This is a genomic window from Novosphingobium sp. PP1Y (assembly GCF_000253255.1).
In the GTDB taxonomy this organism is placed as follows: domain Bacteria; phylum Pseudomonadota; class Alphaproteobacteria; order Sphingomonadales; family Sphingomonadaceae; genus Novosphingobium.
Genome location: NC_015583.1, coordinates 285,767 through 299,418 on the forward strand (window position 1 = coordinate 285,767; position 13,652 = coordinate 299,418).

At 64.5% G+C, this 13,652-nt stretch carries 12 protein-coding genes; 2 read left to right on the forward strand and 10 right to left on the reverse strand.

Going from position 1 to position 13,652, the window contains the following annotated elements; translation table 11 throughout:
* Window positions 1–245 precede the first annotated feature (245 nt).
* Window positions 246–1,019 carry an SDR family NAD(P)-dependent oxidoreductase gene (locus PP1Y_RS02265; protein ID WP_013836488.1) on the forward strand — a complete coding sequence of 258 codons (774 nt, stop codon included), beginning with the start codon at window positions 246–248 and terminating at the stop codon, window positions 1,017–1,019.
* Between the two features lie 130 nt (window positions 1,020–1,149).
* On the forward strand, window positions 1,150–3,696 hold the full coding sequence (locus PP1Y_RS02270; RefSeq protein ID WP_013836489.1) for a TonB-dependent receptor: 2,547 nt from the start codon (window positions 1,150–1,152) through the stop codon (window positions 3,694–3,696).
* 208 nt (window positions 3,697–3,904) lie between these two features.
* Here the strand turns inward: PP1Y_RS02270 and PP1Y_RS02275 are convergent, their stop codons facing one another.
* From PP1Y_RS02275 to PP1Y_RS02320, 10 genes are read right to left on the reverse strand one after another with little or no spacing between them, the layout of a single operon-like run.
* Entirely contained in the window at window positions 3,905–5,452 is a 1,548-nt protein-coding gene (locus PP1Y_RS02275) for a FadD3 family acyl-CoA ligase (RefSeq protein ID WP_041558238.1), read from the reverse strand.
* A 17-nt stretch (window positions 5,453–5,469) separates the two neighbouring features.
* Window positions 5,470–6,672 carry an acetyl-CoA C-acyltransferase gene (locus PP1Y_RS02280; protein ID WP_013836491.1) on the reverse strand — a complete coding sequence of 401 codons (1,203 nt, stop codon included), beginning with the start codon at window positions 6,670–6,672 and terminating at the stop codon, window positions 5,470–5,472.
* 14 nt (window positions 6,673–6,686) lie between these two features.
* On the reverse strand, window positions 6,687–7,064 hold the full coding sequence (locus PP1Y_RS02285; protein ID WP_013836492.1) for a steroid Delta-isomerase: 378 nt from the start codon (window positions 7,062–7,064) through the stop codon (window positions 6,687–6,689).
* The gene (locus PP1Y_RS02290; RefSeq protein WP_013836493.1) at window positions 7,064–7,534 is read right to left on the reverse strand and encodes a MaoC family dehydratase; all 471 of its coding nucleotides are present in this window, start codon (window positions 7,532–7,534) and stop codon (window positions 7,064–7,066) included. The genes PP1Y_RS02285 and PP1Y_RS02290 overlap by 1 nt, the downstream gene beginning before the upstream one ends.
* A complete protein-coding gene (locus PP1Y_RS02295) occupies window positions 7,531–8,316 on the reverse strand; it encodes an SDR family oxidoreductase (RefSeq protein ID WP_013836494.1) in 786 nt (261 codons plus the stop codon). The genes PP1Y_RS02290 and PP1Y_RS02295 overlap by 4 nt, the downstream gene beginning before the upstream one ends.
* Window positions 8,313–9,491 (reverse strand): acyl-CoA dehydrogenase family protein, encoded by a 1,179-nt coding sequence (locus PP1Y_RS02300; protein WP_013836495.1) that lies wholly within the window; start codon window positions 9,489–9,491, stop codon window positions 8,313–8,315. Before PP1Y_RS02300 ends, PP1Y_RS02295 begins: the two co-directional genes overlap by 4 nt.
* A complete protein-coding gene (locus tag PP1Y_RS02305) occupies window positions 9,488–10,540 on the reverse strand; it encodes an acyl-CoA dehydrogenase family protein (protein WP_013836496.1) in 1,053 nt (350 codons plus the stop codon). The genes PP1Y_RS02300 and PP1Y_RS02305 overlap by 4 nt, the downstream gene beginning before the upstream one ends.
* 3 nt (window positions 10,541–10,543) lie before the next feature.
* The gene (locus tag PP1Y_RS02310) at window positions 10,544–11,449 is read right to left on the reverse strand and encodes an SDR family oxidoreductase (protein ID WP_013836497.1); all 906 of its coding nucleotides are present in this window, start codon (window positions 11,447–11,449) and stop codon (window positions 10,544–10,546) included.
* Between the two features lie 19 nt (window positions 11,450–11,468).
* Window positions 11,469–12,620: an acetyl-CoA C-acetyltransferase gene (locus PP1Y_RS02315; RefSeq protein ID WP_013836498.1), complete on the reverse strand. Its 1,152-nt coding sequence runs from the start codon at window positions 12,618–12,620 to the stop codon at window positions 11,469–11,471.
* Window positions 12,613–13,644 (reverse strand): acyl-CoA dehydrogenase family protein, encoded by a 1,032-nt coding sequence (locus PP1Y_RS02320; protein ID WP_013836499.1) that lies wholly within the window; start codon window positions 13,642–13,644, stop codon window positions 12,613–12,615. Before PP1Y_RS02320 ends, PP1Y_RS02315 begins: the two co-directional genes overlap by 8 nt.
* Window positions 13,645–13,652: the final 8 nt, after the last annotated feature.

Genomic DNA, 13,652 nt, shown 5'->3' on the forward strand with positions numbered 1-13,652 from the left:
TAGGATCGGAATTCTCAATAAATACCGATATATATGGTGATTTCAGGCGACTACGGCCTATCATGATGGACGCGGAACCACGCCCGCGCCTCACTCTCCCATGAATGCAGGCGCCTCATAGATTCGTATTTTTGCCATTTACAAATTCCGCATTTTGACGAATTCATATGGAGCACGCCGCCAATGAGAGCGCAGGCACCGCAAGGACGCGGATCACGCACAGGAAACGGGAAGAGGCGAAGACAATGATTCGGGATTTCGAAGGACAGGTCGCGATCGTCACCGGCGGCAGCGATGGCATCGGTCTTGCCACCGCGTCCTTGCTCGCCCGGCGCGGTGCGCAAGTCGTGATTTGCGGTCGCAGGCAGGAAATGCTCGACAGCGCCCGCGCTCACATCGATGCACAAGGCGGCAAGGTCGACACGATCCGGCTCGATGTGGCCGACGATGCGGCACTGACGGCGATGATCGCGGATACCGCACGCAAGTACGGCCGGCTCGACATGTTGGTTAACAATGCCATGTCCACCCACTACGCACCGATCGGCAAGCTGACGCTGGACCAATGGCGCAAGGACTTCGCGGTCAACGCCGACGCCGTGTTCGTCAGCACCAAGGCGGCGATGAAGGTCATGGCCGCCGCCGGCAAGGGCTCGATCGTCAATATCTCGTCCACTTGCGGCATCCGCGCCGCAGCCAACATGTCCAGCTATTCCGCGTCTAAGGCGGCGCTCATCCACTTCACTGCCGTCGCGGCCATCGAAGGCGCGCGGCAGGGCATTCGCGTCAACGCCATCGTCCCCGGCCAGGTCCAGACCGCCGGGACCGAGGAATTCTCGGCCCGCGCGCCGGAAATCGCCGCGAAGACCGCCGATGCCATTCCCATGGGCCGGGGCGGCCGACCGGACGAACTCGCCCGCGCCATCGTTTTCATGCTGTCCGACGATGCCAGCTACATCACCGGAACCGCCCTGCCCGTAGACGGCGGCAAGGCGGCCCAGCTCTACATGCCGTCCTGACCCCGGGGGCCGAACCGCCCCGGCTGCAGGCCGGCCCTGCAGACCGCAATCGATCCGAAATTCCGACTTTGCGCGAGACGCCGCTTTGCCAGCCTCGCGAAACATAACAACGCTTATCTGGGAGATCTTTATGCATAGACGTCAAGCATTTGCCGCGTTTCACCTGCTGCTGGGCGCCAGCAGTTTCGCCCTTGCCGACTACGCCATGGCGCAGGAAACTTCCAATTCCCCGCAAGCACCCGCGCTCGGCGAGATCGTCGTGACGGCGCAGAAGCGCGCGCAGAATCTCCAGGACGTGCCGATCGCGATCAGCGCCATCAGTGCCGAAAAGGTCGAGCAGCTCGGCATCAAGGATTCGCGCGATCTCAGCGGCCTCGCCCCGAACGTTACCATCGTGCCCGGCACCACGAGCAACAGCGCGGCGGTCTTCTCGATGCGCGGCATCTCAAACGGCGGCAGCGAAAGCTTCGGCGTCGATGCGGCAAACGGCCTCTACGTTGACGGCGTCTACATCGCCCGTGCGGGCGCCATGGGCCTGGATGTCATGGACATCGAGCGCGTCGAAGTGCTGCGCGGCCCGCAAGGCACGCTGTTCGGTCGCAACACGACCGGCGGCGCCGTTCATTTCATCTCGCGTGCGCCGTCCTCGACCTTTCGCCTCAAGGCGGAAGCCGGGTATGGCAACTTCAATGCCTGGAACGGCAAGGTCGTCGTCGATCCGGGTGAGATCGCCGGTGTTGCCACCAGCTTTTCCTACAGCCATTCCGAGCGTGACGGGTTCGTCGACAACATCCTTCAGCCCAGCGATTCCAGGGATCCCGGTGCCCGCAAGTCGGACGCATTGCGCGCCGCCGCACGCATCGAACTGGGCGGCAGCGGCAGTTTCCAGTACGCGTTCGACTGGAGCCGGATCAACGGCACGCCGCAGGCCTTCCAGCTCACCAATGTTGCCGACGGAACCTACCGCGATCCCATCATCGTCGACGGCCAGCCCGTCGTCGCCACGCAGCAGGCCCCGGTAGCCCAGTATCTGGCGGCCGCGACTTTCGCCGACCCGGACTGCGCCGCGCTTGCCGAACCGGCCCGCCAGTACCGCAAGAAGGTTTGCAACAACATCCTCAGCCGCGCGCTCGACAAGAGCTGGGGCCACAATATCCAGGTCCAGAACGATTTCGGCGGCTTCAAGGTCAAGTCGACCACAGGCTACCGCTTCTGGCACAGCGATACGCTGGCCGATCTTGACGGCATCGGTGCCTTTACCGGCCCGGCATTCAGCAATGCCACTCTCTTCAACGGCATGCCCGAGGCCCTGCTCCAATACATCCCGTCGATCCCGGCGGCGGCAAGGCCCTTTATCGCCGCCTCAGCCGTGCCGACGATCACGCAGGACCTGTTCGACACCAACAACCGCCGTCGCCACAAGCAGTTCAGCCAGGAAATCGAAGTTTCCGGCGATACCAGCACGCTCGACTGGGTCGTCGGCGGGTTCTACTTCTGGGAGAAGGGTTCGGAGGACGGCTACCAGAACAGCGGTTACGTGCTCGACACCAATTCGATCTTCCTCGGCAACTTCGGCGCCCTGGGCCCGTCATTCGTTGCCGCGAACCCCGCGCAGTACCGCCTCGTCCAGACGCTCGCACGCCTGTCATACACCGCGAGGAGCGAGAGCAAGGCGCTCTATGGACAGTTCACCTTCTACCCGGGCGGACGCGGCAGCGGCATTCGCCTGACCGCAGGCGGTCGCTACACCTGGGACCAGAAGGCCATGATCCGCTTCCAGAATGGAGCCGACCCGCTGCCTGTGCCGGAAACGGGCGAGGCTTCGTTCAAGAAGTTCACCTGGAACCTGATGGCGGGCTACGACGTGGCGCAAGGGGTCAACCTCTACGCGCGCGCGGCGACCGGCTACCGTTCGGGCGGGTTCAATTCGCAGGACCCGGTGATCACCGGCACCACGCAGCTTCCCAACTTCAAGCCGGAGAACGTGGCATCCTATGAAGTAGGCCTCAAGAGCGAGCTGTTCGGCCGCCGGTTGCGCCTCAACCTGGCCGCCTATCACAATATCTACAAGGATCTGGCGATCAACGTCCCGCGCACGGACGCGCCCATCGGCACGTTCGCCACGCGCATCGGCAATGCCGGCAAGGTAACGTACACAGGCTTCGAGGTTGAGACACAGGCAATCATCAACGACAACTTCTCGATCGACGGAAACCTCGGTTACGTCGACATCAAGTACAAGGAGTTCCTTGCCGGCCAGTCCACCACCGCTGGCGCGCCGCCGGTCAACATCGCCTCTATCGTGACGCCGGGCTACACTTCGCCGCTGACGGCCAATGTTGCCCTCAATGCGCAGTTCCCGCTCAACTGGGGCAATGCGACGATCAGGGGCCGCGTCGGCTATACGCACGAGGACGGCAAGTACAGCTTCACCAGCGTGACCTCGTCCCCGTTCAATGAAGCGATCAAGGGCGACAACCGCGACATAATCGACGCCCAGATCGGAATCGACGGCATGCCCATCGGCGGCGGCGAAGGCAGCTTGCGCCTTTGGGTCAGGAACGTGACCAATGCCAAGGACTTCGTCCGGGCGGTCGACTTCGGCCAGCTTGGCTTTGCCGGCGGCTATTATGCCGAGCCGCGCACCTACGGCCTGACCCTCGGCATTTCCTACTGAGCTCTCCCGGCCCGGACCCGACAGGGTCCGGGCAAACACGATGAGCCCGCCTCCCTGTAATGGAGAGGCGGGCTCTTTTCGTTCTGCGACCCGAAATTGTAATCATTGTGCAGGAAAGCACGGCGCGGACGGCCACGCGTGTATGCGCCCAGCCAGGAAATGCGGGGACATTATACTCCTCAACCCGGGCCGGGACCCAGGGCTTCGGTCAGTCCCTGAGTTCGGTCTTGAGCACCTTGCCGGCGGCATTGCGCGGCAGATCAGGCATGATGCGAATGCTGCGCGGGGCCTTGTAATTGGCCATGTTCGAGCGCGCCCACCGGAGAAGCTCGTCCTCGGTCACGGCCGAGCCCGGACGCAGGACCACAAAGGCGCGTCCCACTTCTCCCATGCGTTCGTCCGGCACGCCGACGACGGCTGCCATGTTGATCGCGGGATGGGCCGCAAGGAGGTTTTCCACTTCCACCGGATAGACGTTGAAACCGCCCGAGATGAACATGTCCTTCTTGCGGTCGGTGATCTTCAGGTAACCACGATCGTCGATGGTGCCGATGTCGCCGCTGTGAAGCCAGCCATCTGCATCGATTGCTTCCCTGGTGGCAAGCGGATCGTCGAGATAGCCTTTCATGACGGCATGGCCGCGTATCCAGAGTTCGCCGGGTTGTCCGCTCGACAAGTCGTTCCCGTCATCGTCGACGCAGCGCACTTCGATGCCGGGAAGCGGTTTGCCGCAGGTGTTGGCTACGGTCTCGGCATCGTCGCCCTGGCAGGTCATGGATATGGCGCCGCATTCGGTCATGCCATAGCCATTGACGATATTCGACATGCCCAGTTCACTTCGCATCCGCTCAACCAGCGCGGGCGCAACCGGGGCCGCCCCGGTGACGGCGACGCGAAGCGAGGAAAAATCGCGCGGCTTGCCGCCGTCGAGTTCCTGAAGCAGCGATTGATAGATGGTCGGCGGTCCGGGCAGGAAGCTGATGCGGTTCTGCTCGATCTGCCGAACCGTTTCCGCAACCTCGAATACGGGCATCGGCACGATGGTGGCCCCGCGCGTGAAGCAGACGGCCCAGCCCGCCTTGTAGCCGAACGTATGAAAGAATGGATTGACGATCAGATAGCGATCACCAGCGCGCAAGTCGACGCGAACGGCCCAGTCGCCGAAAATCTGGACCGCCTGCCGATGGGAGGTCAGCGCTCCCTTCGGCCTGCCGGTCGTGCCTGAGGTGAAGATGATGTCGCAGATGTGCTCACCGGTCAGCTTGGCCAGTTCGGCATCGACGGCGGGGTCCTGCGTTCCCTTGCCGCGGGCGATGAACGAGTCCCAGGCCTGATCGAGCCGGACCACTTCCTGAAGATCGGGAAGGTCCTCGCCTGCGATCAGGGCCGCATAGTCCGTCCCGAGAAAGTCGCCAGGCGCGAAGAGGATCTTCACCCGCGCGCGGCGCAGGATGTCGCCCGCCTCGGCGCCCTTGAAGCGGGTGTTCATCGGCACGATGGTCGCGCCCACGGCCTGCGCGCCGAGTGCGGCGAGGATCCACTCACGCGTGTTGGGCGCCCAGATCGCGATTCGATCGCCGTTCCTGATGCCACTTGCCAACATGGCCGAGGCGGCAGCCCGAGCGTCGGCCCAGACCTCGGCAAAAGTCCAGGTTCTCTCCCCGACGATCAGGCCCGGCACATCCGGCCATCTCTCGGCCGCCGCCTTCGCGGCTCCGGGAATGGTGGCTGGCCACGTGCCCATCGCATCCGTCATGTCTTGCAATCTTTCCGTCAGACGACTTCGAACAGACCGGCAGCGCCCATGCCGCCAGCCACGCACATCGAGACGACGACGTACTTCACGCCGCGCCGCTTGCCTTCGATCAGGGCATGGCCCACGAGTCGCGATCCTGTCATGCCGAATGGATGGCCGATGGCGATGCCGCCACCATTGACGTTGAGCTTTTCCGGATCGATGCCCAGCTGCTGCTGGCAATAGATCGCCTGGCTGGCGAAGGCCTCGTTGATTTCCCAAATGCCGATGTCGTCGACCTTCAATCCAGCGCGCTCGAGCAGCTTGGGAATCGCGAAGACCGGCCCGATGCCCATCTCGTCCGCGCCGCAACCCGCAACCTGAAAGCCGCGATAGAGACCGAGGATCGGCAAGCCTTCCTTCTGCGCGGTGGCATGGTCCATGAGCACCTGCGCGGAAGCACCGTCCGAAAGCTGGCTGGCGTTGCCGGCGGTGATGTGCCTGCCCTCCTTGACGACCTGGCCGTTCCTGAAAACGGGCTTCAGCTCCTGAAGCTTCTCGAAGGTCGTCCCGGCACGAATGCCTTCGTCCTTCGTCAGCGTGACCTCTTCCTTGCCGGTCTCGTTGCCTTCCTTGTCGAACAGCGCCTTGGTGACGGTGATCGGCGCGATCTCGTCATCGAACCTGCCCGCTTCCTGCGCGGCGGCGGCGCGGCTCTGGCTGAGCGCGGCGAAGCGGTCCTGCGCTTCGCGGCTCACCCCATAGCGGTCGGCAACGATCTCGGCCGTCTCGATCATCGCCATGTATGCGTAAGGATCGTGCTCCTTCACCCATTCCGAACGGTTGCGGAAGCTGGGATAGTGCTTGTCGAGCGTGAGCGAAACGTTCTCGGTACCGCCCGAAAGCGCGCAGTCGATCTCGCCCGCGATGATGCCGCGCGCCGCGAAGGCGAGCGCGTTAAGGCCCGAGGAGCACTTGCGGTCCAGGGCAAAGCCGCAAGTCGTATCCGGCAGGACCGAGCCATGTACGGCAAGACGGCCGATGTTGTAGCTTTGCGTGTTCCACTGGTTCGCGCAGCCCATGTATACGTCATCGATCCGGGCCGGATCGATCCCGGCGCGCTCTATCGCCGCGTTGACGACGTGGGCGGCCATGCGCGGCGCCTCGGTGTCGTTGAACGCACCGCGATAGGCCTTGCCGACACCGGTGCGGGCGGTGGAAATGATTGCTGCTTCGCGCATCGTGTCAGTCCTTGTCAGGCGAAGCCGTGCATGTTCTGCGGCCCGAAGTAGGCGCGCATCTCGATGACTTCGTTGTTTTCATTGAAGCGGAACGTGTCGATTACATCGACACGCTGGTCGCGGCCCTCCCAGTGCAGGTGAACCGAGAAAGCAAAGGCCGCATGATCGGCAGCGACGCGCACCGGCCCTTCGAGCTTGAGCTGCGCGCCGGTCTGCATCGACTGCGTATAGAATGCCCGGATCGCCTCGCGTCCGACGTGAGGCGGGGTGCCGACAGGGTCCTCGACCGTTGCATCCCCAGCAAAAAGTGCGGCCACGCGCTCCGGGTTACCTTCAGCGAAGGCGGCGACGTATTCGTGGACGGCGGCTTCCATCTTGGCGGGATCGGGCATTATTCTGTCTCCGGAAAATAGCGGCTGATGGTGTCGATCACGAGCGCCGGCTTGTCGCTTCCCTCGATCTCGATCGTGACCCGCACGGTGGACTGGATCGCACCCTTCACTTCCTCAACCCTGACGATCTCCCCCGTGCCGCGAATGCGCGAGCCGACAAGCACAGGAGAGAGGAAGCGGGTCTTGTCCATGCCCACGTTCACGCCGGCCGCAAAGCGGCGAACCTCGATCATCTGCGGCAGGAACATGTTGACGAGGCTCAGCGTCAGGTAGCCATGAGCGATCGTAGAGCCGAAAGGCCCGTCCCTGGCGCGCTCCACGTCGACGTGGATCCACTGGTGATCGCCGGTGACATCGGCAAAGCCGTTCACCCGCTCCTGATCGATCGGCAGCCATTCGGTCGGGCCGAGCTGAGTGCCTTCCGCGCCGATCAGGTCGGTCGGGCGTTCGAATATCTTCGGCGCGCTCATGCGTGCTGGCTCGATACCGGGACGATCTCGCCGGTCATGTAGCTCGACAGGTCGGAGGCGAGAAACATCATCACGTTGGCGACTTCCCAGACTTCGGCCGGGCGTCCGTAGGCTTCCTTCTTGACCAGTTCGGCCAGCGCCTCTTCGGTCGTCACCTTGGCAAGGAAGGGGTGCATCGCAAGGCTGGGCGCCACGGCGTTGATACGCACGCCGTGATCGGCCGCCTCGAGGGCGCTGCAGCGCGTAAATGCCATCACGCCGGCCTTGGCCGCCGCATAATGGGCCTGCCCCCTCTGCGCGCGCCAGCCCAGAACCGACGCGTTGTTGACCATGACCCCGGACTTGGCAGCATACATCGAAGGCAGGAAGGCGCGGGTCATGCGAAACAGGCTGGTAAGTGTGACGTCGAGCACGCGGCTCCACTGCTCGTCGGTCATGTCGACGACACTGACTTCGCCGCCAAGGCCCGCATTGTTGATGAGCACGTCAACCTTGCCGAGCGCCGCAAGCGCGCCATCACGCAGGCCCTGCACCGCGGCTTCGCTGGTGACGTCGCACACCCAGGTAGCCGGACGTTCGCAGCCAACTTCATCGGCGATGCGGTCAGCCGCTTCGCCGAGACGACGCTCGTGGAAGTCGCTGATAAGCAGTCTGGCGCCCTCTTCGGCGGCGCGCTTGGCAGCCGAAAAGCCGATGCCGGTACCGGCGGCGGCAGTGACCACCACGGTCTTGCCCTTCAGCAGGCCGAGGGGCGCGGGATAGGAAGGAACGGGAACGGTCATTTGTCACCTCGAGGTTCGCGGGGAAGGCCAAGGCCGCGCTCCGCGATCAGGTTGCGCTGGATCTGGTTGGTGCCGCCGTAGATCGTGTCCGAGCGGCTGAAGAGAAACATGTTGGGCAGCAGCGACCACTCGTAGGCCTCGCCGCCTGCGATCTCTCCGGCCTGCCCGAGCACTTCCATCGCCAGTTCGCCGAGGTCGCGTCGCCAGGTCGCCCACTGGATCTTGTAGGTCAGCGCTGCACCGTCGATGGTGGCGTGATCGGTATTGGAGAGCATCCTCAGCGCGCCGTAGCGCATGAGGTTGAGCCCGATTTCAGCCCTGGCGATCTTCTGGCGGGTAACGGGATCCGCGGCCTTGCCGTTAGTTCTGGCCGCAGCGACGATCGCGTCAAGCTCGTTGCGGAACTGCATCTGCTGCGCCAGCGTCGAGACACCGCGCTCGAACGCGAGCAGGCCCATGGCCACGCCCCAGCCTTTCCCGGGCTCACCCAGCGTGGCATCTGCCGGGCACCGCGCCTCGTCAAGGAAGGTCTCGTTGAACTCGGCCTCGCCATTCATCTGGCGAATTGGGCGAACTTCGATACCGGGCTGGTCCATGTCCATCAGCAAGAACGACAAGCCCTTGGGCCCCTTCGACCCTTCCTCGCTGCGGGCAACGACGAAGATATAGTCCGAGAAGTGGGCAAGGCTGGTCCACACCTTCTGCCCGGTCACGACCCACTCGTCGCCTTCGAGGCGCGCCTTGGTCTTGACATTGGCGAGGTCCGAACCGGCATTGGGTTCCGAATAGCCCTGGCACCAGATCTGCGTGCCGGCGGCAATGCCGGGCAGGTAGCGGACCTTCTGCTCCTGCGTCCCGAAGGCGAGGATCGTGGGCCCGGCCAGCTCGACGCCGATATGGTTGATGCGGTTGGGCGCACCGGCGCGCGCATATTCTTCGGCGAAGATGACCTGCTGCGCCAAGGTGGCATCGCGCCCCCCCCATTCGACGGGCCAACCGATGCACGACCACCTGTGCGCGGCAAGCTGCCGCTCCCACTCCTTGCGACGCTCGACCTTGGAAACGAGGTTGGAGATACCGGCGATATCCTTGAACTCGCCGGCCATCTGGCCTTGCAGCCACTGCGCAGCCTCGGCGCGGAAGGTCTCGTCTTCGGCGGAAAATCCCAGCTTCATGCGGCTTCTCCGATCGTCAGACGGGCAACCTGTTCGCGGTGCCAGTCCCCGTCGCCCATCATCGAGCGGATCGAGGTGGCGCGCTTGAAGAACAGGTGCGCGTCATGCTCCCAGGTGAACCCGATGCCCCCGTGGAGCTGGATCATGTGCCCGGCGCATTCGAAATAGGTGTCGGCGCAAAAGGCCTTGGCGCAATGCAGGGCAAGCTGAGCCTCGGGGGCGCCTTCGTCGACCGCGCAGGCCGCCCAATAGACGGCGGAACGCGCTTGCTCGATCAGCACCATCATATCCGCCAGACGGTGCTTGTATGCCTGGAACGAGCCGATCGGTCGACCGAACTGCATGCGCTCGGTCGAATACTGCACCGTGCGCTCCAGCGTCGCCTGTGCGCCGCCCAGCGCCTCTGCGGCAAGGCAGACCCACCCGGCGGCATGCAGCGCGTCGCGCGCGCCAGCAAAGTCCAGCGCCGCTCCTGCCGCGCCGTCGAGGGTGACGGTCGCGAGCGGCCGCGTCTGGTCCATCGTCGTATGCCTCGTGACGGTCACGCCTGCGTCCCCGGTCGCTACCAACCAGGCGGCGTCCTCGCCCACCAGAACGAGCACATCGGCAAGCCCGCCATGCGCGACGAACGGAACCGTGCCGGAAAGCCTGCCACCTACAGCCCGGATTGCAGGCGCATGGGCCGCTGCCGCAATCGCCTCACCGGAAACGAGCGCGCCCAGCCACTGCTCCTTCTGGGCAGCGCTTCCCCCTGCTGCAATCGCCTGCCCCGCGGTAGCAAGTCCAAGCAACGGGATGGCAGAGACTTGCGATCCAGCCGCTTCGGCCACGATCGCAAGCTCCACCATCCCCAGCCCGACACCGCCGTCCTCCTCAGCGATGCCGATGCCGGAAAGCCCCAGTTCCATGCAGAACGACGCCCACAATTCGCGGTCGATCCCATCGGCTTCCATCGCCGCACGGGTCCGCTCGCTCGTGGCGTTCTCGGCGAAGAAGGCCTGCACCGTCTCCGCGATCATCGCCTGCTCTTCGTTGAAGGCGAATTCCATGCCTCAACCTGCCCCGTAGACGGGCTTGGCCGGCGCGCGGTCTTCGAGCAGCTTGCGCACGATCGGATCGAGTTCGCCCGGCTCGAAGCGCGCGCCCTTGTCGATCGAAGGACTGTCGGTCCAACCCTGCGAAAGGAAGATCTCTCCGCCCTTCAGTTCGAAGACCTGCCCGGTTACCCCCTTCGACTGCGCCGAGACGAGGTAGGAGACAAGCGGCGCCATGTTCTCGGGTGCGAAGACGTCGAATTCGCCGTCCTTCACATCCATGTCGAAAGCGCCGGTATCGGTCATGCGCGTGCGGGCATTGGGGGCAAGAGCATTGGCGGTCACGCCAAGGCGCGCCAGCTCGGCCGCCTGAACCAGTGTCAGGGTCGCGATGCCGCCCTTCGCGGTCGAGTAGGCCGACTGGCCGACCGATCCCTGCAGGCCCGCCCCGCTGGTGGTGTTGATGATGCGTCCGTCGACGGGCTTGCCCGCCTTGGACCGGCCGCGCCAGTATTCGGCAGCGTGGCGCGAAGTGCAGAAATGACCGCGCAAGTGCACGCGGATCACCGCATCCCATTCTTCCGGGCTGCAAGTGAAGAACATGCGGTCGCGCACGAAGCCGGCATTGTTGACGACCGCGTGCAGCTCACCGAAATTGTCCAGCGCCGCCTCGACCATGCGCTTGCCGGCATCCCATTCGGCCACGTCATCGGTATTGGCGACCGCCTCGCCGCCCATCGCGCGGATCTCGTCAACCACGCGCTCGGCCGCGCCCCTGGTCTCGCCGTCCTCACCATGCGTACCGACGCCCAGATCATTGACGACCAGCCTGCAGCCTTCTGCCGCCAGTCCCAGCGCATAGGCCTTGCCCAGCCCGTTGCCAGCGCCGGTGACGATCGCGACGCGACCCTCGCAGATACCCATTATCCAGTCCTCTCGTGTCTCAAAGTCGTTCGATGATGGTGACGTTGGCCTGACCGCCGCCTTCGCACATGGTCTGCAGGCCGTACCGGCCGCCGGTGCGCTCCAGCGCGCCCAGCAGCGTCGTCATCAGGCGTGCACCGGTTGCACCTATGGGATGACCCAGCGCAATCGCACCGCCCTGCACGTTCACTTTCTCATGCGGGATGTTCAGCTCCTTCATCCAGGCCATCGTGACACTGGCGAAGGCCTCGTTGCATTCGAACAGGTCGATGTCCTCGACGCGCATCCCGGCCTTCTGCAGGGCATACTGCGTCGCCGGGATCGGGCCAGTGAGCATCCACACCGGGTTCGCGGCCCGCACCGACAGGTGATGGATGCGCGCGCGCGGCGTCAGGCCGTGTTCCTTGACCGCCCGTTCGCCGGCGATCAGCAGCGCGGCGGCGGCATCGCAGTTCTGGCTGGCAACACCGGCGGTGATCGTCCCGCCTTCGCGCACCGGGTTGAGCGCCGCGAGCCCTTCGAGCGTTGTCGCAGGCCGGATCGTCTCATCCATGCCGAGCCCTTCGAACTGGGCCACTTCGCGATCGAACCAACCGGCATCCCAGGCAGCCTGCGCACGCTGGTGGCTGGTGAGCGCGAACTGCTCCATCGCCGCACGGCTGATGCCCCACTTCTCGGCGATCATCTCGGCCGAACGGATCTGGTTGACTTCCTCGTCGCCATAACGCGCATCCCAGCCCTTCGAGCCAAGGAACGGACTGTCGAAGCCATATGGCTGGCCGGCGAACATCGCAGCCGAAATGGGAATGGCATTCATCGCCTGGCTGCCACCCGCGACGACAAGATCCTGCGTGCCCGACATCACGCCCTGCGCGGCAAAGTGAACGGCCTGCTGGGAGGAACCGCACTGGCGGTCTATCGTCACGCCCGGCACGTGCTCGGGCATTCCGGCGACCAGCCATGCAGTACGCCCGATATCGCCGGCTTGCGGTCCGATCGTGTCGCAGCAGCCCCACACGACATCGTCGACAAGATTGGCATCGATCCCCGTACGCGCGACCAGCGCCTTGATCGGATGCGCGCCAAGATCGGCAGGATGAACCTGCGCAAGACTACCCTTCTTGCGGCCGATGGGCGTGCGGACGGCATCAACAATGTATGCTTCAGGCATGGACTGTCTCGCGTGCAAAAGTCTGGTCTGGGCCAAGCGGCTGCGCCGCAATGCGATGCATGATCCGCTGGCGGTGGAAGTAGGGCGTGCCCCACGAACTGGTCAGCGCAAGTGTGCGCTTGAGGAAGAGGTGGACGTCCACTTCCCAGCTGTACCCCATCGCGCCGTGCACCTGGATCGAGGCGCGGGCGGCCTGATCGGCGGCCTCCAGAGCAACGAGCTTGGCATGGCTGATACGGGCGCGCGACTGGACATCGCCATGGGCGAGGTCGGCCGCTGCAGCCAAGACAACCGGGCGGGCGAACTCGATGGCGACCTGCGCCGAGGAAAGGTGGTGCTTCACCGCCTGATAGGTGCCGATGGGCTTGCCGAACTGCTGGCGCTCCTTGGCATATTCGACGGCGAGATCGACCGCGCGCTGGGCAAGGCCAAGACCCTGCGCGGCGGCGAACAGGGCGCCGCGATCGAGCGCGAGCTCCCAGTCCACCGCGCCGAGCGGCTGCGCCTTGGCAGGGTCCCACTCGACCGTATAGAGGCGGCGGAACGGGTCGATGCTCTCCTTGCGCTTCAGCGTAACGTCCTCGCGGGCCGCAAGGTAGGCTTCGCCCTCTTTGTGCAGGATCAGGGCACTGGCGGCTTCGGCATCGGCGACATAAGGGTTTGCCGGGTGCTGGATCCCAACGATCGCCGCCGGATCGGCAATCAGTTCGATCTCCGGGCGCGCGGCGGCCAGCAGCGGCGTCGCGATGCCTGCACTCTCAACCAAAGGATCAGGCAGCGCGTTGTAACCGGCAGCTTCGGCGATCAACGCGAAATCGAGTTCGCCAAGGCCCAGCCCGCCGGCTTCCTCGGGAAGCAGCACGAGGGGAAAGCCAGTATCGACGATCTGCGCCCAGCGCTCCTCGTCCAGCACCGCGCCGCTTTCCATCTGGCGGCGCCAGTGATCGGGCGTGCAGGTATCGGCGAAAAGCTGGCGGGCGGTTTCCGCGAACATCTGCTGCTCGTCGTTCAGGGTAAAGTCCATGGGCCTGT

Coding starts and splice junctions, on each gene's coding strand:
- PP1Y_RS02275 (WP_041558238.1), bottom strand. CDS start 5,452: ATGACGGATGCGATGGGCACGTGGCCAGCCACCATTCCCGGAGCCGCG.
- PP1Y_RS02315 (WP_013836498.1), bottom strand. CDS start 12,620: ATGCCTGAAGCATACATTGTTGATGCCGTCCGCACGCCCATCGGCCGC.
- PP1Y_RS02295 (WP_013836494.1), bottom strand. CDS start 8,316: ATGACCGTTCCCGTTCCTTCCTATCCCGCGCCCCTCGGCCTGCTGAAG.
- PP1Y_RS02290 (WP_013836493.1), bottom strand. CDS start 7,534: ATGAGCGCGCCGAAGATATTCGAACGCCCGACCGACCTGATCGGCGCG.
- PP1Y_RS02310 (WP_013836497.1), bottom strand. CDS start 11,449: ATGGGTATCTGCGAGGGTCGCGTCGCGATCGTCACCGGCGCTGGCAAC.
- PP1Y_RS02305 (WP_013836496.1), bottom strand. CDS start 10,540: ATGGAATTCGCCTTCAACGAAGAGCAGGCGATGATCGCGGAGACGGTG.
- PP1Y_RS02270 (WP_013836489.1), top strand. CDS start 1,150: ATGCATAGACGTCAAGCATTTGCCGCGTTTCACCTGCTGCTGGGCGCC.
- PP1Y_RS02280 (WP_013836491.1), bottom strand. CDS start 6,672: ATGCGCGAAGCAGCAATCATTTCCACCGCCCGCACCGGTGTCGGCAAG.
- PP1Y_RS02285 (WP_013836492.1), bottom strand. CDS start 7,064: ATGCCCGATCCCGCCAAGATGGAAGCCGCCGTCCACGAATACGTCGCC.
- PP1Y_RS02300 (WP_013836495.1), bottom strand. CDS start 9,491: ATGAAGCTGGGATTTTCCGCCGAAGACGAGACCTTCCGCGCCGAGGCT.
- PP1Y_RS02320 (WP_013836499.1), bottom strand. CDS start 13,644: ATGGACTTTACCCTGAACGACGAGCAGCAGATGTTCGCGGAAACCGCC.
- PP1Y_RS02265 (WP_013836488.1), top strand. CDS start 246: ATGATTCGGGATTTCGAAGGACAGGTCGCGATCGTCACCGGCGGCAGC.